Genomic DNA, 18,792 nt, shown 5'->3' on the forward strand with positions numbered 1-18,792 from the left:
GTATCCAGAAGATGTTTGTTAAGGCTATGGTGTGATTATCACGATTCAAGTTTACAATGTTCGCATGGATTAGAGGAGTGAAGATGCCGAACATCATGAAAATCCCCGAGCATTGGCAAAAGCCCTTGTTGACTTTGGTTTTGGTTGCATTGGTTTGTATTGTGGCCTTTTATCATACTTGGGTCTCGATAGTCTCGATTTGGGAGCGGTCCGAAACCTTTACCCATGGATATCTGGTGATGCCAATCAGCTTATGGCTGATTTGGTTGCGCCGGGAAGATTATCGGCATTTGCATGCGTCTTTTAGTGGCTTGGCGCTAGTGTGTTTGCTTGGCTGCGGCTTTCTCTGGCTGGTGGCGGATCTAGTATCGGTGTTGATCATCCAGCAATGGGCGGCGGTGGGTGTTTTGGTCTGCGGTTTCTGGGCGGTTTTGGGGAACCGTGCGGCAGCGCAGATGTTATTTCCGTTGCTGTTTTTATTTTTGATGGTGCCGTTTGGCGAGGAATTCATTCCGTTTTTGATGGACTACACGGCGACTTTCGTGGTGACGCTGTTGCGGTTGACCGGTATCAGCGTTTATCGCGAAGGCACATTTTTCACGTTGACCTCGGGTCATTGGTCGGTCGTGGAAGGGTGTAGCGGCCTGCGGTATTTGATTGCCTCTTTTACCTTGGGAACCGTCTATGCCTATCTAAATTACAGCAGTTACAAAAAGCGCGCTGTTTTCATGCTGGCATCCTTCCTGGTGCCGATTTTGGCCAATGGTTTGCGCGCCTACATGATTGTGATGATTGGGCATTTAAGCGACATGAAATTGGCCACCGGCGTCGATCACATTATTTATGGCTGGGTATTTTTCGGCTTGGTCATGTTGTTACTGTTTTACTTGGGGTCGTTTTGGCAGGATTCCGCGCCGCAAGCCATGCAGGGACCTGAAGCTGAAACTGAAACGACCATGGCCATCTCGGGAGCTGGCAAGAGGTGGGGGGCTTTGCTTGCCCTTTTCATGGCGATCGCGGTTTGGCCAGTGCTGGCCGAGGAATTACATGCCCGGCAAGCCGTTCAAGCGGAAATTCCCATCGATGTGTCCGCGCGGCTGGAAGATGTTACGCCTAGTGTTCCCGATTGGGGCTGGGAGCCCAACTTCAAAGGCGTGAGAGCGAAGGCCGGCTATACGGTTCCAACAGCTGATTCCAGCGTTGCTATCTATATCGCTAATTTTGGCGATGAGTCGCAGGGAGGCGAATTGATCAATTCGCAAAATTATCTGGTGCCGCAGAAACATAAGGTCTGGCGCATGATCCATAACGCAAATACGACCGTTCATGGCCCGGATTGGTCGAAAGATGTCGAAGAATCGGTTTTGAACAGCGATCAGCGCGATATTTTGGTTTGGCGATGGTACCGAGTGGGGGATGCCGAGGCGACCAATCACTATTACATCAAATGGCTGCAATTGTTCAAACGTTTGACGGGTGATGCCTCGCCGGAGCTTATGATATTGTTGTACACCGAAACGCCTCATGGTGATAACCGCTTGGCTCGTGAAAAGCTGATGAATGTCGCGCAGGCTTGTTGCGGTTAAGCTGAGGTTCCCGAAGGAGTTCTCTCGGAACCAACTTCTTAAGTGGAAAAAGCTAAAGCTTTTTCACGCCAATCGCAACTTGGGCGTGCAATGGCTTTAGCTATTGCCGAATATTGCTGGCTTTTACTCTGGTTCCCACGGTCCTCCGTGGGAACCCATGCGGAGCCCGAGCGCAAGTACGGAGCTGTTGCTGACGTGGGCATGCCGGTCTGCATTCCCACGCGAGAGCGTGGGAACGAGGCGTTTCACACTTCGACAAGCTCAGGGCAAACGGAAAAGCCCTTAACTTAATAGCAGTGACGCGGAGCATGGGAACGATGATCCCGGAGTGCGGGAAATTATTCTCAACCAAATCCTAAGTGGAAAAAGCTAAAGCTTTTTCACGCCAATCGCAACTTGGGCGTGCAATGGCTTTAGCTATTGCCGAATATTGCTGGTTTTTTTCGGCAGACTGTTTTACATAAATAGGAAATTTTTAGCGGTACTCCCAAAGAAAAGCGACATTCACTGGAAGCAGTGCCGGCCGCTTGCCAATCCTAGTAATCACTAACCACATAGTAATCATGACGAATTTTGCAGGATGGATGGGCAGCCAACGCCCGCAACGACAGATAGCGTCCATGTTGACCGACATGATGGCGGGGCAAACGGGTTGTCAGGTAGCTGTCGGCGCGCAATTTGGTTTGGCCGCAAAGCATTTTTCCGCGTCGGAAGGCCGACGTTTGTTGCTGGTAGCATTGAAAACCGGCCTGACAAATGAGCGTCAGCGGCAGTTGCTGGCAGCGTATGACAGGCATGGCTTGGAATTCCTGGAACGGGAAAAGCAGCCTGAAGCGCTGATTCTGATCGACAGCGAACGGCAATCCGTCATGATGGCGACCGATCCGATTGGTCTTTGCAATCTGTATTACGCCCGGACCGCCGATGGTTTGGTGTTCGGCTCCAGCGCGGATTTCGTGGTGCGCCACGCGGATGTCGACGATGAAATTTCGCCGCAGAGCGTTTACGACTACGTTTATTACCACCATTGCCCCAGTCCCAATACCATTTACCAGGCGGTTAAAAAACTGGAAGGTGGGCAATGTCTGATCTGGCAAAATGGGCAACTATCGCTGAAGTATTATTGGCAGCCCACTTTTCAAGAGTCCGCATCGATCAACCTGAAACAGGCTGGAGCGGAATTACAAGCGCTCATCATAGATGCCGTCAACGTGATGGCCGAATCGGCGGAGCAAACGGGCGCTTTTCTGAGCGGTGGTCTGGATAGTTCCACTGTTGCCGGGGCGTTAGCCAAGGTTTATCCAGGTCAGGCGAAAACCTTTTCGATAGGCTTTCCGGTCGAGGGCTATAACGAAATCGAATATGCCAATATCGCCGTCAAACATTTCAATACCCGTCAGCACGAATATTATGTGACGCCGGAAGATACCGTCAATGCGGTGTCTTTGATAGCCGCGTATTACGACGAACCATTCGGCAATTCCTCGGCCCTGGCGGCCTATTATTGCGCCAAGCTGGCCAAAGACAATGGCATCAAGCGTTTGTTGGGAGGTGACGGCGGTGATGAAATCTTCGCCGGTAACGAGCGTTACGCCAAACAAATGCTGTTCGAGCATTATCATCGCTTGCCGGGTTTTGCCAAGGTTGCATTGGAATCCGGTTTGAATCATTTACCCGCGGTATTGGCCAAACAAAAAATCCCATTCAAGGCCAGGCGTTATATCGAGCAGGCCAATACCCTCATGCCGGACCGCTTGCAGGATTACAATTTCCTGCACCGCCATGATGTAGCGGATATTTTTCAGGACGATTTTTTAACCAGAATCGATACCGCCGAGCCGTTACGTTTGCTGAAAGAGAGCTACTGGCGGCCGGAACAGGCGAGCACCCTGAATCGCATGCTGTATATGGATTGGAAAACCACTTTGCATGACAACGATTTGGTCAAGGTCAACCGGATGTGCGAACTAGCCGGCGTGGAGGTTGGTTATCCATTGCTCGATCAGCGTATCGTCGATTTGTCCTGCAAAATCCCATCGGCGAGCAAATTGCAAGGGCAGAAACTGCGTTGGTTTTATAAACAGGCGATGGCGGATTTTCTGCCTGAGCCGATTATCAACAAATCCAAACACGGTTTTGGCTTGCCGTTCGGTGTCTGGCTGAAAGATCATCAGCCGCTGAAGGAACTGGCGTATGACGCGATTCATGGCCTGAAAAAGCGCGAATACTTCAAGCCGGCTTTCCTGGATCATGCCATCGACATGCATCAAAGCATACATGCCGCTTATTACGGTGAATTGATCTGGATTTTGATGATGCTGGAACTGTGGTTTGTCGGCAAAGGCCGTTGACAGGCAGTTTTTCCGGCGCCACTCAAAAGGGTTTCAAGACCGCCAGCCAAACGATCGCAAACAAGAATAGCACCGGAATTTCGTTGACCCAACGGAAATAGACGTGGCTGTGCTGGTTGCGGTCGTGTTTGAAATCCAACAGCCATTTGCCGCAGAAAACGTGATACACCGCCAAAACAGCCAGCAGTGCAAATTTGGCATGCAACCAACCCGCGCCGGAGTAAAGTGTCCAGGCATAGTCTTGCAGCATCCAAATGCCAAAGATAAACGTGCAAAGCATGCCGGGCGTCATGATGCCGTAGTACAGCTTGCGTTCCATGACTTTAAAGCGTTCGTTGCTGATGGCATCGTCGCTCATGGCGTGATAGACGAACAAGCGCGGCAGATAAAACAGTCCGGCAAACCAGGTCACCATGAAGATCAAATGAAGTGCTTTTAACCAAAGCATAAAGGCCTCTCTCGTTAGTTGTCAGTTGACAGATCGTGTATGGAATGTGGCAAAAGGGTTTAAATCCATAAGATTAGGATTTTGGCAGAAATAACTTCCGCTTAGGGTTCCATGCTCCGCGTGGGAGACGCTCTAGCTTTCCGAGCCGCCGAGCGGTTCTGGCTGCATTCCCTCGCGGAGTATGGGAACGATGAGCCCGGAGTGCGGGAAGTTATTTTCAACCAAACGCTCATGAACCCCAGCAAATGAAGGTTTTCTGAGCGACGTCCTCGTCGCGGCGAAGGCGTCGCTCCGGCAATGAATCCATAAGATTAGTATTGTTTATGTGAGTTTCGTCATGTCTTGTCGGTTTGTTGGGGAAAAGTTTTTAGGTTAACTGCTATTCTTTCACAGAATTTTCTTCGTGGAGGGATTTGATGCCCCGATTTACTAAAAACTTGTTTCTAGTAGACGCGGCCGAGCCGCGGCCCCATCCGTTCGGGGATGGCGAGCCGTTACTGTTTGCCGGCACGACAATGGATGAGCCTGCCATCCTTGCCGTCTTGACCCATAAAGTCGGCAAAAAACCCAGGGATTTATTCGCTCATGTGCGGCGGATTTATTTTTGCTATCAACAGGCCTTGTCGGAACCACTTTACGCGGCGTTACTGGATTTGCTGATCATACTCGACGGCAAGGGGCGCCAGTTCAGCCAGCGCTTGCTTCAGGGCAGTCGGTCACGGCTCGATGCGGTGCAGTGGTCGCTATGCAAACAGGCGCTGGATTCTCCGGCCAATGTGGCTGGTAATCGTCATTCCCTATTCACGACCGGAACCATAGGTACGCTGCATCTCGTCGAAATCCGGCGGAAACAGCAGGAACGACATGATTATCTGGCTTTGGCTAACGATTACATCGAATACAGTCAGCTGGAAGAAGCCATGGCGGTTTTGGAGCGGGGGCTCGATGAGCAGCCTGGACGCCAAGATTTCCAGGCCGCGCTGCTCGAATTGTATCGATCGACCCTGAGTAGCGAGCGGTTCAGGACAAGGTACGAAGCCATGCAATCCTCTGGTTTGCCGCTCATCGAGGATTGGCGGGCAGTGGCCGATTTTTTTGCTGGGATGACATCATGAAAAAACCAGCGGGTAAGGCACCCTTCAACGTAGCGCTGTATGGCATGGACCCACGCAGTTATAAAACCATGGAGCTCTATTTGAAAGGCCCTTGTCGTGGTATGGCGATCGTTGTCGACCCGGCTGATGCCGACATCGATATCATCGATGCCGACTTTGCAACGGCGGGCGAAATTCTGCAAAAAAGGCGTCAGCAAGCGCCAGGGCGGCCGATTATATTGCTGTCCTTGCAAACGTTGAACCTGGAAAACACCTATTTCGTGCAAAAGCCCGTGAAGGCCGAGCAACTGCTGGCGGTCTTCACTCGCATCAAATCGGCCGACCTTGAAGCCAAAAACAAACCGGTAATGCTTGCAAAGCCAGCCGCAACGACCGTCGCCGAGAGTAAAACCGAACCCGCCGGCGAAGTAATGACATCGCCTCGGCTGGATCAACCAAGGACCCAAAAGCGCGCTTTATTCGAAGACAACGAAGGCGGATATGCGACTTTCCTGGGGACGCTGTCCGGCATTGATTTCGACGATCCAGAGCAACTACGCACCGCCAGTTTCGATCCCAGGCTTTATTTTCTCAGTTATGTGCAATCGGCCTATAGGGTCGCTTGCCATGAAAAGCGGGCGTTGCAGCTCAATTCTGTCTGGAAGCCGGTGCTGATCTTTCCAGATAGCCATCAAGTCTGGCTGGACGCGGATGACAAGCAATTGAGGGCTTTTGCCGGCGTCGAGCAGAATAAGATTTTTGCCGGCAACATTGGCGTGATCCCCATCGAGGCAGAGACGGTCAAGGCCACCAAAGAGCTTGACAAGTTTCAGGACATGGATGCTTTTCTGTGGAAATTGACGATCTGGACTTCCAAGGGGCGCTTCCCGTTCGGGCTGGATTTGAATCATCCGGTGTATTTGAAGCACTGGCCGAATTTCACGCGCTTGTTGCTGACTCCGGATGCCTTGCGCATCGCGGCCTTGTTGGTTCAAGGCCCCAGAACTCCGTTGGACATAATCAAGGTTTTAAACGTCAGTCCGCAGTATGTATTTGCCTTCATCAGCGCTAGCCTCGGTCTAGGCATGTTGGGCAAAAGCGAGCGCAGGGCCGACGAGATCATTGTTGCCGAACCGCCCAAGCATGCTAAGCGACAAGGCTTGCTGGCCAAGATTCTGAATAAATTACGCAGCGATTAAGGGTTAAGAAGTCCCATGAGTCAATATAAAATCATTTTTACCGGCCCGGTTGGCGCCGGCAAAACCACGGCTATCAGCAGTATCAGCGATATGCCGCCGGTCAAGACCGATGCCGCCGCCAGCGACATGACCAAAAATCGCAAATCCTCCACCACGGTGGCGATGGACTATGGCGTCATGAATCTGGATGGCGGCGAAAAGGTCCATCTTTACGGCACCCCCGGACAAGAGCGGTTCGATTTCATGTGGGATATTCTGACCACGGGCGGCATCGGCTTGATTCTGCTGCTGGATAACACGCGAACCGATCCTTTTCAGGATATGCGCTTCTTTCTGGATGCGTTTGACAAGTTCATCAAGTCCACCTCGGTAGCGATAGGTGTTACCCAGATGGACCTCAGTAGCAAACCCTCGATAGCCGATTACCATGAGCAATTGCAGGCGATGGGCTATCACCTGAAGCCTCCGGTGTTTGCGGTCGACGCCCGGGAATACAACGATGTTTCGTTGTTGGTGCAGAGCTTGTTGTATTCCCTGGATCCAGGATTGCAGGGCGAGTGACATGAACGAATTCAAATTAAGCGAAGGCTTGTTTTTATACCCTACGCCGGCGGGGGCTTATCAGGCCATTTCCTCTATGGAAGCCGACAAGCCAAGGCGGTTTTTGCGGCGTTTGCTGCAGCTGGCGCAAACGCCGCCGCTGACTATCGAACAGTTATTGATGTTGGCGGATGGCGACGAAGAAAGCAAAGTGCTGGAATTGCTGCACCACTGTCAGAAGTTGGGGTGGGTGCAGGGTGTCGATACGGTGATCGAAGCTCCCATTGGGGCACTGGAAGACATATTACCGGAACTACTGGACAAGATCACCGACAATGGAAAGGTGCTGCTTGCCGACGACCAGGGTTTTTATCTGGCCTGTAGTGGCTTTCCTCATGAAGTGGCCGAGGAATTGTCGGCCCTGAGCGCCGATTTGGCGATGCTGCACAAGCGCCGGTCCGGATTGTTGATCAACAACATGGGTATTGCCAGCCAGGCTTGGGCAATCGTCGATGCCTTCGGCAATAGCCAGATAGGATTTTGGCCGGTTTTCATCGGCCAGCAATGTTTCGTGATTGCGATTGCCGGCATTCCGCATTTCAACCAGCCCGAGTTCGTCACATTGATTTGGGCGTTGAGTATTCGGTACGCAAAAAAGGACGACCCAAGGCGGGTTGATGGTTTTGGAACACTATAAAGTTAAGAGGAAATGATTTATGCGAGCTGATTTGCTGACATCGGTATTGACCGAGCTGAACGGAACATCGGCGGATATTGAAGCATCGGGCGTGATTTCGACCGATGGCTTGATGATGGCGTCGGTATTGCCGGCGGGCATGGATGAAGACAGGGTGGGGGCGATGAGCGCGGCGATGCTGTCGCTGGGCGATAGAACGGCACAGGAATTGAATCGGGGCGGACTGGAGCAAGTCTTGATCAAGGGTCATCATGGCTACGTGCTGATGACCTATGCCGGCGAAGAGGCTGTGTTGACGGTTTTAGCCAAGCCGAATGCCAAGTTGGGTTTGATATTCCTGGATGTCAAACGGGCGGCGGAAAGCATTGCCGAAATGCTGTAATCATCACCGCATCGGGAGAGCACCATGATTGCTGATATGAAAGTCGAGGATATCGTCGGCGAATACCAGGAAGCGAACTTGCAACTTTACGGCTCGATCAAGCGCAAGGTTTTTTATACGCAAATCGAAACGCCTTATCCGGATGGCAAACTCATCGTATCGACGACCAATCCGGAAGGCATTATCACCCACGCCAACCGATCGTTCGTCGAAATGTCGGGCTATCTGGAAGAAGAGTTGATCGGCGCGCCACATTCGATCCTTAGGCATCCGGACATGCCGGCGGCCGCCTTCAAGGACTTATGGGACACGATACAGCGGGGCGAAAAATGGCAAGGTTACGTCAAGAATCTGCGCAAGGACGGCGGTTTTTATTGGGTCAAAGCCACCGTGATTCCCAATATCAGGGGCGGTAAATTGGTGGCTTATACCTCGGTGCGGCGCAAGCCCTCGCGCACCAAGGTGGAAGAATGCATCAAACTTTATCCCACGCTGTTTTGACAAGGAGGGCATCATGTCTTTTATGTTTACCGTCAGTCCGGACTTTACGCCCGACCACCTATCCGGTTGGTATATCTTCAATACCTGGCTGCAAAAACACACCGGCGCGGCCATTCATTTGGAAATGTACAATGATTTTCATAGTCAGCGCGCGGCCATCGCGGCGGACAAGATCGACCTGATTTATGCCAACCCCTTCGATGCGGCGATGCTGGTCAGGGAAAAAGGCTTTTTGCCCTTGGTCAAGGCCGAAGGGGCGGCCGACGAGGCCCTGATCGCGGTGATTGCCCAAAGCCATGTCGATGACGTGGCCGATTTGAACCCTGGTACGCGGGTGGCGTTTACCGACGACCCCGATGTGCGCCTGATGGGCATGATCATGCTGGAGCCAGGCGATCTGGACGCCGGCAATATCGTAACCGTTCCGGCCGATAATTATGTCGTGGTCGCCAAGCATTTGTTGAAGGGCGAGGCCGACGTCGGCATTTTTCTGGCGGAAGCCTACGACGATTTATCCGCGATGATCAAAAAACAGCTCAAAGTGCTGGTCAGAAGCCAGATCAGCGTGATACATCATGCCTTGATGATAGGGCCCAGGTTACAAGAGCGGCGCGATGAGATTCAGCAATTACTGGTCAATATGTCAGCCGACGAGAAAGGTCCCGGCGTATTGCAGAGCCTGGGTTTCAATTCCTGGCAAAAAGTCGATGACGAGGAAATGGAATTCATGATCGATTTGATGGATACCCTGAACACGTGATCGGGACATGAGCTCAACCGCAGGTTTTAGCCGTACCACGATTGATCTGCTGCGCCACGGCGAGGCCGAGGGGGGGAATTGTTTTCGCGGTGCGACCGATGATCCCTTGACTGATGAGGGCTGGCACCAGATGCTTCGGCAATGCGAAGGCGGGCAATGGCAGGCTGTCGTCAGTTCGCCGCTAGGCCGCTGCGCCTCGTTTGCATCGGCCTGGGCGGAAAAGCATCAGCTGAAAGTCACGCTCGATCCCGATTGGCGGGAAATCGATTTCGGCGAATGGGAAGGCTTGCAGGCAGCGCAAATCGACCCTGAAGCCTTACGGCGTTTTTATGCCGACCCAAACGCGTTCACCCCGCCCAAGGCGGAAAGTTACGCCAGTTTTGCGACACGCATTCGGCGGGCCTGGGAGACTCTGCTGACCCGTCATTCCGGGCAAAAGGTACTGGTCGTGACGCATGCCGGCGTGATAAGAGGCTTGTTTTCTCACCTGTTGGCCATCCCGGTCCGGCAAAGTTTTCAAATCGAACTGCCGCATGCGTGTCTGACGCGATTCAGTTGTTTTGAAGATGCCGCGGGGCGTTACGTGCAGTTTAATTTTCATAAACCCGTTTAGATTTCCTTTCCGTTGACTTTTTCTTTACAAGGATAACGTTTGGCTTCGCGTTTTCCACCGATTCATTTGGGCGCACCGGGCGAAGAGATCAGTAAAAAAGATCTGCTGGCGGTTGCCCAGCGCTTCAAACATTTCAATCATGGTCGCTTGCAGCGGGTCAGGGAGTTTTTGCAAGTCAGGCAACAAGACTTTCTGCATGTATTGCCGCTGCTGTTTCATCAAAATCACCCGTTGTTGCCGGGGTTTGTTTCGCTGGAAACGCCGGCCGGCATTCCCGATTACATGCCTGGCAAACAGGCCGTCGAAGTGGCAAAGCAGTTTTCCAAAGGGTTTGTTTATAAGCGCAAGGCGCTGAGAAACTATCCGATACAGGGCATTTATTTGATGGGCAGTGTCGGCAGCATGGCCTTTTCCAAGGATAGCGACATCGATATTTGGTTATGCCATCAACCCACGTTGTCGGCCACGGACATGGAAGAGCTCAGGCAAAAGGCACTGCTGGTCGAACAATGGGCGGCTTCATTGAAGCTGGAAGTGCACTTTTTTCTGGTCGATAGCGAACAATTCCGGAAGGGCGAAAATACGCCGTTGTCCGCCGAGAGCAGTGGCGAAACCCAGCATTATTTGTTGCTGGAGGAGTTTTATCGCACCTCGGTCTATATCGCCGGACGGATTCCGGTATGGTGGCTGGTGCCGCCAGATCAGGAACATAACTACTCAAACTACGTGGCGCATTTGCTGGAAAACCGCTTCATTTCGGAAAGCGAAGTGCTCGATTTTGGCAGTTTGCAAGATATGCCGATGTCCGAATTCGTCAGCGCCACGCTTTGGCATATTTATAAGTCCTTGAGTTCGCCGCATAAAGCCTTGTTGAAGTTGTTTTTAATGGAAAGCTACGCGGCCGAATTTCCAGAGCCGAAATGGCTATGTTCGACCATGAAGCAGGCGATCTATGCCGGTGATTTCACCGTCGATATGCTGGATCCTTATTTGCTGATTTACAACAAGGTCGATGAATATTTGTCCGGGCATGGTTCCAGGCAACGTCTGAACTTGGCGCGTGAGTGCCTGCAAATCAAGATCATGGGGACTTCTTCGGCGGCGCTGGACGCCAGAACCCGGTTCTTGCGCGATAGTTTCCTGGCGTCGATTGCCATGCGTTGGCATTGGCCCGAGGATTTGCTGGAAAATCTGGCGACGCCAAAATTTTGGGACATCAAAAAAGCCACGACCGAGCATGCGGTGATTCGGGAGCAGTTGCGGCAATGCTGGCGGGTGATTTTGAGGATAACCGGCAACCCGCTCGAGCAGCCGGAGCGGAATGAGGATGTAAAGCTGCTGACGCGGAAGTTGAGCGCTTTTCTGGATTTACGGCCGGGCAAAGTGGAAGTCCTGACCACGCGCGCAATGGTGTTTGCAAGACCGGATGTCTGGTCCATTGCTGAAATCCCGCAAGAAAACGCGGCTAGCGTTTGGTGTTTGTTCAGTGGTCGAATGTCGAACATGCCGAGCAATGCCGAAGCGGCGATCAAGCAATGCGACAGTTTGTTTGAGTTATTGTGCTGGGCCGCGGTCAATGGCTTGTATAGACGGGACGTCAATCTGCAATTGCTCTCTCAAAAACCGGCGCTGCCGGCCGTTGAGCTGAGACAATTGCTCGAGGAATTGCAGGGCTTTTTAGCGGGCTCTTTGCCGGGCAAGGAAACCGGGTTGGAGGTATATGCGCGGCCGAATCGGCTAGTGTCGTCGTTGCTGCTGGTGAACTGGGGCGAGCAGCTGGCCATCGACGTCAATCCGGAACAATTCATGATGAGCGAACGAGCCGATCCCTTGAGCTACGGCGATGTCCGGCATTGTTTCGTACAAGGTATGCAGAAACTGTCGATTTCCAGTTGGGGTGATGTGACGATTCAACAATGCTCGGGGCTCGAGGGTGTTTTCGATACTCTGAGCGAGATTTTCAACCAAAGCAGCAGGCCGTTGTCCAATGCCAGGTTGAAAGTTTTGTGTTATACCCGAGGCCGCGGGCGTAGCATCGCGTTGCGGCTGGCGGCAATTTTCAGCCGCTTGTTGGAATGTTTCCCGCCGCGCTCGGAGCCAAACGCCACGCGTTATTTACTGGCCGCCGGGACGGGCTACTGCTGTTTTCGGTACCAAAATAATGCCTTGAGTTATTTCTTGCTGGAAAACAGCACTCAACTGTTGCAGGAATTGTCCAGTCCGCAAAATCTGTTTTCTCAGGCGGTATTCGATGATTATGTGTTGGAGCAGACCTTTATTCCGTTTTTGTATCGCCAGAATCAGGCCGGCATGTTGCAGATTTTTTATCACGTCGGTAGCAAGCATGTAGCCGTCTACATCATCGACGAAAAAGGTTCCTTATTCGTGCGCCCGCATAGCGGGGCCAGCCCGCAACATCTCCTGGTCCATTACAGCGTTTTCATCAAAACCCTGCAGTTGCAGGCCAAGCTGGCCGATACAGTGGAGATCAAATGTTATGAAATCCAGAAAAACTCGGCCGGCGTGGTCTCTTGTCATGAGACTCAGGTAAAGGAGGGGCATACCGTGCTGGATTTGCAGGTAAGGATTGTGGCCGACCGTTCAGGCGGCCAGGCGATTTACTGTAATGAACGCAAATTCCCGGTTGGCAATATCGAATCTTATCAGGCCGTGAAAGATCATATCTTGAGCTTCAGGAAAAATCGGGCGGACTATCCCTTTCATATCACCGAAATTGACGTTGCCCTTGAGTTATTGGGTATCAAGCATTCTGATCAGGCGCAAAGCCTGCACTACCTCAATTACAAACAAAAAATCGAGGAAAAGTTAAATATTTAAACTTTGTTGGCGCAGGCCGATAACCCGTTCGTGCCATAACCAAATCGAGGGTTTCATCATGATTATCGATAGCGCCAAAATCACTATGCATGGCCAGCATCGGCAGCAACAGCAAACCAAGCGCACAGAATCCTTGCAGGTCTGGCGCAACCCGCCGCAAAATCCCGCCGAGAATCGTCCGCCGCGCATGGCCAGCGATCAAGTCAAATTGAGCGATGTGGCCAAGGCAGCCGGCACACAGGAACAAGAACTGGATCTGGAGCAAAAGGTCGGCCCCAAGGATGCCTTGGCAATCCAGATCATTCGGCGCCTGGTCAAGGAAATGACCGGAAAAGAATTGAAATTGTTCGAGCCGGAGGAATTGCAAGGCGAATACGCCGAAATCAGCTATCAGGCGCCGCAGCAACCGCCTGCCCGGCAACAGAATAGCGGTTTTGGCTTGGTATACGAACGTTCGGTTTCCTATCAAGAAAGCGAATCGACCACGTTCAATGCCGCAGGCACGGTTACCACCAGGGATGGCAAGACCATAGACTTTTCCGTGTCGCTGGCCATGAGTCGAAGCTTTTATACCGAATTCAGCGAGGCCATCCGAATCGGAGATGCGGCAAAAATCGATCCCCTGGTGATCAATTTCGATGGCGATGCCGCCGAATTGGGCGATACCTTGTTTCAGTTCGACATCGATGCCGACGGTGCTTTGGACCAGATCGCCGCGTTCAAATCCAATAGCGGCATGCTGGCGCTGGATAAAAATCAAGACGGCAAAATCAACGACGGTTCGGAGTTGTTCGGGCCGAAAACCGGCAATGGTTTTCAAGAGTTGGCTGCCTATGACGAGGATGGCAATCAGTTTATCGACGAAGCGGATGCCATTTATCAGCAATTGCGTATCTGGCAGCGCCATGAAGATGGCACCGAGCAGTTAGTCGCGCTGGGTGATAAAAACATTGGCGCTATTTATCTGGGGCATGTCAGCACGCCGTTTCAACTGAAGGGAGAGGAAAACCGCTCTCTGGGCGAAGTGGCCAGTAGCGGGGTTTATCTGTCCGAAGACGGTAAGGTCGGTACCGTGCAGCAGATAAATTTTACCGCCTGAGGGTTTCTGCCTATACTGCCGATAAATTTGTCTATGGAGCGCAAGGTGGAAGAGGATAAACGCAATCACAGGCGGTTTAACCCCGAAGGTTTGACCGCGCACATCATTATCGACCCGCCGCCACCCGATGAGGAAATCGTCATCGATGGGCAAGTGGTCGACATGAGTTACAGTGGCATCAAGATCAAGCTGAAACAGCCACTCACGCATGATGTCGAACAAGCCGAGCTGAGAATTTCGATCGTTTTGCCCGAATCGCAAGTGCCGGTTTCGATCCATGGCATGATCAAGCATGTGCAGGATAGGCATGAATGCGGCTTGCAGTATGCGGAGAAACATACCGAAGACGACATCGACGATTTGATGTTCGAATGCGTCAAATATGCGCCGAATCCCGAGGAAGATTATCAGCCCGTCATTGCGGATGAAGCGCTCGTTTCTGAATAAATTAGGCAGCGTTTGGCGCGGTTTGAATGGTGATGCCGCTTATCAGCGTTATTTGGTGCATTGGCGCGCTCATCATGCGGAACAGCAAGCCGAACCACTCAGCCGCAAGGCTTTTTTCGCAGCCGAAACCCGACGCAAATGGAACGGCGTCAAGCGCTGCTGCTAAGGATTCCGTCAAAAATAACGGTTGCATTTTGCGCCCTCGCCCTTTGGAGGGTGTCGTAAAAGTCAAAACAGATCCCTCTCCCGCGAGGAGGGGGCTTTTGCGACGACCTCATCCGGGAGTGGGATGGAATAGGATTTAAACAGGTAAGTTATTTTTGATCATATCCTAATCGCTTTGCAGCATGTGTTCAGCCATTTGATTGCCGGCTTCGATCAAGGGATGTATCACAAAGCTGGCGCCCAGTCGTAACAATTCTTCTTGCTCGTCTTGGTAATAGCAAATCGTGCCGATTTGTCCGCGAAAGCCGCGATTCCTGAGTTGGGTGATCGCAGCGCAGCGCAGGTCGAAATCCGGCAAGGTCAAAATAATGCCTTTGATCCGGTCCAGCGGTACGCTACTCCACATCTCCGTGTCTTCCGAATCGCCGTAAACCACCCGCCGATTTTGCGCCAGATGCGCTTCGACCACGGTCGGGTCGGCATCGAAACCGACCACGCGCTTGTCGCGGGCGTGCAGGGCCGCATATGCGGACACGCCGGTGCGGCCCATGCCGACGACCAGCCATTCCGCCACGCCCAGCGTGTCAGGGATGCGGTCCAGATGCAATTGGCGTTTTTTGCGTTCGAAACGCACCAATACCGGTTCCAGCCAGGCAAACAGGATGTGCGAATAGCGATTCAACGGCGCGGCGATGGCCAGCGAGCCGGCTACCGCCAAGCCGATGATGGCTTGCCATTCGTTTGCCAGCAAGCCGGAGTTGACCACCGCTTCGGTCGTGATCAGGGCGAACTCGCTATATGTCGTCAGCGCCAGCGATGAAACGAAGGCGGTGCGGGCCCGCAAGCCGGCCATGATGAACAGGAAAAAAAACAAGCCGCCCTGCAGCGGCAGCCAGGCCAGCAGGGCCAGTGCGGATATCGCTTGATCCTGATTGGGCAAACCATTGAGGCCGATTTGTAGAAAAAATGCCACCAGGAACAGTTCCTTCAGGCCCCATAACTTATGCGCGATATCCTCGGTTTTATCGTGGCCGCCCAGCATGATGCCGGTCAGTAGCGCGCCGATGTCGGCGGAAATGCCCAGGTAGTCGGCAAACACGCCACCGGCCAAGGCCATCGTCACTCCGAGCAACAGGCGCAGCTCTTCGCTACGACTGGCTTCCAGCAGCCGATAGGCGATGGGGCGCAGAAATGGAATCACCAACAGCTCCAATGCCCATGGAGTGGGTTGGCTGTCCTCGGCATAAGCCAACAGCGCGATCGCGATCAAATCCTGCAGAATCAGGATGCTCAATACGTCCCGGCCATGGAAGGAGGACAGTTCGCCGTTGTCTTCCAGTACCTTGATGGCCAGCACGGTGCTGGAGAAGCCGAGGCTCACGCCCAGGACCAAGCCGCCGGTGATTTGCTGGCCCAGCCAGAAAAACATCAAGGTGGAAACGACCGTGACGATGATCAAATGCCAGCCGCCCACGCTCAATACTTCGCCGCGGATCAACGAGCTCGGTTTGATTTTGAGGCCGACCGTGAACAACAACAGTTCGATGCCGATGTCGGCGATGTGCGGCAAAGCGGTCAAGGGCCCAAAGCCGGAGGCATGTAGCGCATAGCCGGCGACCAGATAGCCTACCAGCGGTGGGAACATTAAACTTGAGGCAATCAAGCCCATCAAATAGGCGCTGCCGATCCAGACTAATTCAACCATGACAGTGATTATCCATGTTTTTTATTACAGTTCAGACATCAATCGATATAGCGTTTGACCAGATGGCCATATTCATCGATGCGGCGGTCGCGCAAAAACGGCCAGATGCGCCTGACGTCTTCGCTTCGTTTGGGGTCCAGCGTGGCGAACAGCAGGCTGTCTTGCTGGTCGTCGGCATGGCTCAAGAACTCGCCTTGCGGGCCGGTGATAAAACTATTGCCCCAGAATTGAATGCCGGGAGCATTGTCCGGCGCGGCCTCGAAGCCGATGCGGTTGCAGGCAATCAACGGCAGGCCATTGGCGACCGCATGGCCGCGCTGCACGGTGATCCAGGCCTCCAGCTGGCGCAGTTTTTCGTCCTGTTCATCGTCCGGGTTCCAGCCGATCGCGGTCGGGTAGATCAATAGGTCGGCGCCGGCCAATGCCATCAGTCGGGCGGCTTCGGGGTACCATTGGTCCCAGCAGATCAGCACGCCGAGCTTGCCGATCGAGGTTTGGATGGGCCTGAAGCCCAGGTCGCCCGGCGTGAAATAAAATTTCTCGTAAAAGCCCGGATCGTCCGGAATATGCATCTTGCGGAAGGTGCCGGCAATGCAGCCGTCCTTGTCGAATACCACGGCGGTGTTGTGATACAGCCCTGGCGCGCGTTTTTCGAAAATGGTCGAGACGATGACGACCTTGTTGGCTTTGGCGGCCTGGCTCAGGGTTTCGCAGGTCGGGCCCGGAATGGATTGTGCCAGGTCAAAGCAGTTAGTGTCTTCGCTTTGACAGAAATAATGATCCAGATGCAACTCGGGCAGCACCACCAAATCGGCATGTTGTTTTGCGGCTTGCTCGATTTGGGCGATGGAATAGGCCAGATTGGTTGCCCGGCCGCGGTTACAGGGTTGCTGGACTGCACAGGCGATGATAGGTTTTTTCATAGGCGTTCAGGTGTTCAGAGTCATGTAGGTACGCAATGCGTACCCTACCAACGAAAATATTAAAGGTTGAGCGTTACGAATGCCGGTACTTGCATGCTGGCGCAATGCAGGCTGCCGTATTGATGCACCAAGGGCCGGCACGGTGTTGGAATGATCTGACGATCAGGAAAACACGCCGTCAAGCGTTCGATAGCCACTTTATCCATTGGATCGTCATAGACCGGCACCATGACCGCCTCGTTGATGATCAGGAAATTTGCATAATTGGCCGGCAGGCGTTGGCCATTTTCATCCATGATAGGCTTAGGCATTGGCAAGGCTACCAGTTTGTAAGGTTCGCCAGCCGCGGTTCTTAAAGACTTCAGTTGTGCTTCCATGTTCTTCAGGCTTTGATAATGCGCATCTTCTCTGTCGTCGCAGCTGGTGTAGGCAATCGTGTTGGCGTCGCAGAAGCGGGCCAGTGTGTCGATATGCGCATCGGTGTCGTCGCCCGCAAGATTGCTTTGCTCGACCCATAAAATGCGTTTTGCGCCCAGATAGCGTGTTAACTGGCCGGTTATGGCCTGTTCCGATAAGCCAGGATTGCGATTGGGATTGAACAGGCAGTTCTTCGTGGTCATGACGGTGCCTTGGCCGTCGGATTCCACGCTGCCGCCTTCCAGCACCAGATCCACCGTCGCCGTTGGATGGCCCTTGAAGATCGGATGGGCGAACAGCGCCAGGTTCAGCGCGTTGTCGGCATCATGCGGATATTTGTTGCCCCAACCGTTGAAGCGGAAGTTGACCAGTTGCAGCTTGGCCTTGGGATGCTGCCATTCCAGGCTCAGAAACACCGTGTCGCGTACCCAGATGTCGTTGTAATTGGCCTGAACGAAGTGGATGCGCTCGCCATGATTCAACAAGGATTGAATATGCGCCTGATGTTCGCCGTTTTTGCAGACGATGATCAAGGGTTGAAAACGGCTGATCGTGGTGGCGATAAAATGATAGCTGTCTTCGACCGCGGACAGATTGGTAAAGTCGCCGCTAGAATGCGGCCAGGCGATGACGACGGCGGATTGCGGTTCCCATTCGGCTGGAAAACGGATCATGGAATACTCCCTGAAAGATATGAAACGGATGCGCTATTGTATCAACGCTGGTTAGCTAATGTTTCACGGTTTGGAAATATCGCTGTGCGCCAAATTGCATGCATCTGAATGCATTACCCTGTTGGCTTGGGGCATATCAACGACTACGAAGCCCATCCCCGTTTCAAGTAGTCCAGGTATGAAGTGCACGTTACGCGCTAGCCGGTCCAGCTTAGCAATAACTAACGTGGCCTTATGCTTCCTGCAAGCCTCGATAGCCGCCTTCAGCTGAGGCGTAAACCGGCACCTTATCGAATGCACACAAGTGTACCCACGCTAATTAAATCCGATCTAAGCCTAACCTGATCAGACCT

At 52.9% G+C, this 18,792-nt stretch carries 19 protein-coding genes; 14 read left to right on the forward strand and 5 right to left on the reverse strand.

The genetic code is table 11. The features are described from left to right. The first annotated feature begins 83 nt into the window (after positions 1-83). Both xrtA and NM686_RS06555 read left to right on the forward strand, forming a co-directional pair. Entirely contained in the window at positions 84-1,586 is a 1,503-nt protein-coding gene (gene xrtA, locus NM686_RS06550; protein ID WP_255187078.1) for an exosortase A, read from the forward strand. A gap of 563 nt (positions 1,587-2,149) precedes the next feature. Further along, the gene (locus NM686_RS06555) at positions 2,150-3,937 is read left to right on the forward strand and encodes an asparagine synthetase B family protein (protein WP_255187079.1); all 1,788 of its coding nucleotides are present in this window, start codon (positions 2,150-2,152) and stop codon (positions 3,935-3,937) included. A gap of 22 nt (positions 3,938-3,959) precedes the next feature. Here NM686_RS06555 and hemJ read toward each other — a convergent pair whose 3' ends face one another. Next, positions 3,960-4,385, reverse strand: a complete 426-nt coding sequence (hemJ, locus tag NM686_RS06560) for a protoporphyrinogen oxidase HemJ (RefSeq protein WP_255187080.1) — start codon at positions 4,383-4,385, stop codon at positions 3,960-3,962. A gap of 416 nt (positions 4,386-4,801) precedes the next feature. Between hemJ and NM686_RS06565 the strand changes: the two genes are divergently transcribed. From NM686_RS06565 to NM686_RS06620, 12 genes are read left to right on the forward strand one after another with little or no spacing between them, the layout of a single operon-like run. Continuing rightward, a complete protein-coding gene (locus NM686_RS06565; protein ID WP_255187081.1) occupies positions 4,802-5,500 on the forward strand; it encodes a type IV pilus assembly protein FimV in 699 nt (232 codons plus the stop codon). Continuing rightward, complete coding sequence (locus NM686_RS06570; RefSeq protein WP_255187082.1) at positions 5,497-6,678, forward strand: hypothetical protein; 1,182 nt, start codon at positions 5,497-5,499, stop codon at positions 6,676-6,678. Before NM686_RS06565 ends, NM686_RS06570 begins: the two co-directional genes overlap by 4 nt. A gap of 15 nt (positions 6,679-6,693) precedes the next feature. Then, the gene (locus tag NM686_RS06575; RefSeq protein ID WP_255187083.1) at positions 6,694-7,239 is read left to right on the forward strand and encodes a GTP-binding protein; all 546 of its coding nucleotides are present in this window, start codon (positions 6,694-6,696) and stop codon (positions 7,237-7,239) included. A 1-nt stretch (position 7,240) separates the two neighbouring features. Beyond that, positions 7,241-7,915 (forward strand): hypothetical protein, encoded by a 675-nt coding sequence (locus tag NM686_RS06580; protein ID WP_255187084.1) that lies wholly within the window; start codon positions 7,241-7,243, stop codon positions 7,913-7,915. Between the two features lie 19 nt (positions 7,916-7,934). After that, a complete protein-coding gene (locus tag NM686_RS06585) occupies positions 7,935-8,297 on the forward strand; it encodes a roadblock/LC7 domain-containing protein (RefSeq protein ID WP_255187085.1) in 363 nt (120 codons plus the stop codon). A gap of 24 nt (positions 8,298-8,321) precedes the next feature. Further along, positions 8,322-8,798, forward strand: coding sequence for a PAS domain-containing protein (locus NM686_RS06590; RefSeq protein ID WP_255187086.1), 477 nt, complete (start codon positions 8,322-8,324; stop codon positions 8,796-8,798). 13 nt (positions 8,799-8,811) lie between these two features. Next, complete coding sequence (locus NM686_RS06595) at positions 8,812-9,558, forward strand: phosphate/phosphite/phosphonate ABC transporter substrate-binding protein (RefSeq protein ID WP_255187087.1); 747 nt, start codon at positions 8,812-8,814, stop codon at positions 9,556-9,558. A gap of 7 nt (positions 9,559-9,565) precedes the next feature. Further along, on the forward strand, positions 9,566-10,171 hold the full coding sequence (locus tag NM686_RS06600; protein WP_255187088.1) for a histidine phosphatase family protein: 606 nt from the start codon (positions 9,566-9,568) through the stop codon (positions 10,169-10,171). A 39-nt stretch (positions 10,172-10,210) separates the two neighbouring features. After that, positions 10,211-13,009 carry a class I adenylate cyclase gene (locus tag NM686_RS06605; RefSeq protein WP_255187089.1) on the forward strand — a complete coding sequence of 933 codons (2,799 nt, stop codon included), beginning with the start codon at positions 10,211-10,213 and terminating at the stop codon, positions 13,007-13,009. A gap of 58 nt (positions 13,010-13,067) precedes the next feature. After that, complete coding sequence (locus tag NM686_RS06610; protein ID WP_255187090.1) at positions 13,068-14,108, forward strand: hypothetical protein; 1,041 nt, start codon at positions 13,068-13,070, stop codon at positions 14,106-14,108. A gap of 45 nt (positions 14,109-14,153) precedes the next feature. After that, positions 14,154-14,555, forward strand: coding sequence for a PilZ domain-containing protein (locus NM686_RS06615; protein ID WP_269022601.1), 402 nt, complete (start codon positions 14,154-14,156; stop codon positions 14,553-14,555). Further along, positions 14,533-14,721, forward strand: a complete 189-nt coding sequence (locus NM686_RS06620; protein WP_269022603.1) for a YbdD/YjiX family protein — start codon at positions 14,533-14,535, stop codon at positions 14,719-14,721. Before NM686_RS06615 ends, NM686_RS06620 begins: the two co-directional genes overlap by 23 nt. A 165-nt stretch (positions 14,722-14,886) precedes the next feature. Here the strand turns inward: NM686_RS06620 and NM686_RS06625 are convergent, their stop codons facing one another. The 4 genes from NM686_RS06625 to NM686_RS06640 form a co-directional block, all read right to left on the reverse strand. After that, on the reverse strand, positions 14,887-16,425 hold the full coding sequence (locus NM686_RS06625) for a cation:proton antiporter domain-containing protein (protein ID WP_255187093.1): 1,539 nt from the start codon (positions 16,423-16,425) through the stop codon (positions 14,887-14,889). 38 nt (positions 16,426-16,463) lie between these two features. Then, entirely contained in the window at positions 16,464-17,348 is an 885-nt protein-coding gene (locus NM686_RS06630) for a carbon-nitrogen hydrolase (RefSeq protein WP_255187094.1), read from the reverse strand. Between the two features lie 59 nt (positions 17,349-17,407). After that, a complete protein-coding gene (locus NM686_RS06635; RefSeq protein ID WP_255187095.1) occupies positions 17,408-18,439 on the reverse strand; it encodes an agmatine deiminase family protein in 1,032 nt (343 codons plus the stop codon). Between the two features lie 63 nt (positions 18,440-18,502). After that, the gene (locus NM686_RS06640; protein ID WP_255187096.1) at positions 18,503-18,739 is read right to left on the reverse strand and encodes a recombinase family protein; all 237 of its coding nucleotides are present in this window, start codon (positions 18,737-18,739) and stop codon (positions 18,503-18,505) included. Positions 18,740-18,792: the final 53 nt, after the last annotated feature.

Origin of the sequence: Methylomonas rapida (assembly GCF_024360925.2) — a bacterium.
In the GTDB taxonomy this organism is placed as follows: Bacteria; Pseudomonadota; Gammaproteobacteria; order Methylococcales; family Methylomonadaceae; genus Methylomonas; species Methylomonas rapida.

Excerpts from the sequence above, each read along its gene's own strand:
- NM686_RS06635 (WP_255187095.1), bottom strand. The coding sequence starts at position 18,439 with ATGATCCGTTTTCCAGCCGAATGGGAACCGCAATCCGCCGTCGTCATC.
- NM686_RS06600 (WP_255187088.1), top strand. The coding sequence starts at position 9,566 with ATGAGCTCAACCGCAGGTTTTAGCCGTACCACGATTGATCTGCTGCGC.
- NM686_RS06625 (WP_255187093.1), bottom strand. The coding sequence starts at position 16,425 with ATGGTTGAATTAGTCTGGATCGGCAGCGCCTATTTGATGGGCTTGATT.
- NM686_RS06580 (WP_255187084.1), top strand. The coding sequence starts at position 7,241 with ATGAACGAATTCAAATTAAGCGAAGGCTTGTTTTTATACCCTACGCCG.
- xrtA (WP_255187078.1), top strand. The coding sequence starts at position 84 with ATGCCGAACATCATGAAAATCCCCGAGCATTGGCAAAAGCCCTTGTTG.
- NM686_RS06570 (WP_255187082.1), top strand. The coding sequence starts at position 5,497 with ATGAAAAAACCAGCGGGTAAGGCACCCTTCAACGTAGCGCTGTATGGC.
- hemJ (WP_255187080.1), bottom strand. The coding sequence starts at position 4,385 with ATGCTTTGGTTAAAAGCACTTCATTTGATCTTCATGGTGACCTGGTTT.
- NM686_RS06555 (WP_255187079.1), top strand. The coding sequence starts at position 2,150 with ATGACGAATTTTGCAGGATGGATGGGCAGCCAACGCCCGCAACGACAG.
- NM686_RS06630 (WP_255187094.1), bottom strand. The coding sequence starts at position 17,348 with ATGAAAAAACCTATCATCGCCTGTGCAGTCCAGCAACCCTGTAACCGC.
- NM686_RS06610 (WP_255187090.1), top strand. The coding sequence starts at position 13,068 with ATGATTATCGATAGCGCCAAAATCACTATGCATGGCCAGCATCGGCAG.
- NM686_RS06590 (WP_255187086.1), top strand. The coding sequence starts at position 8,322 with ATGATTGCTGATATGAAAGTCGAGGATATCGTCGGCGAATACCAGGAA.
- NM686_RS06585 (WP_255187085.1), top strand. The coding sequence starts at position 7,935 with ATGCGAGCTGATTTGCTGACATCGGTATTGACCGAGCTGAACGGAACA.
- NM686_RS06620 (WP_269022603.1), top strand. The coding sequence starts at position 14,533 with ATGAAGCGCTCGTTTCTGAATAAATTAGGCAGCGTTTGGCGCGGTTTG.
- NM686_RS06565 (WP_255187081.1), top strand. The coding sequence starts at position 4,802 with ATGCCCCGATTTACTAAAAACTTGTTTCTAGTAGACGCGGCCGAGCCG.
- NM686_RS06575 (WP_255187083.1), top strand. The coding sequence starts at position 6,694 with ATGAGTCAATATAAAATCATTTTTACCGGCCCGGTTGGCGCCGGCAAA.
- NM686_RS06595 (WP_255187087.1), top strand. The coding sequence starts at position 8,812 with ATGTCTTTTATGTTTACCGTCAGTCCGGACTTTACGCCCGACCACCTA.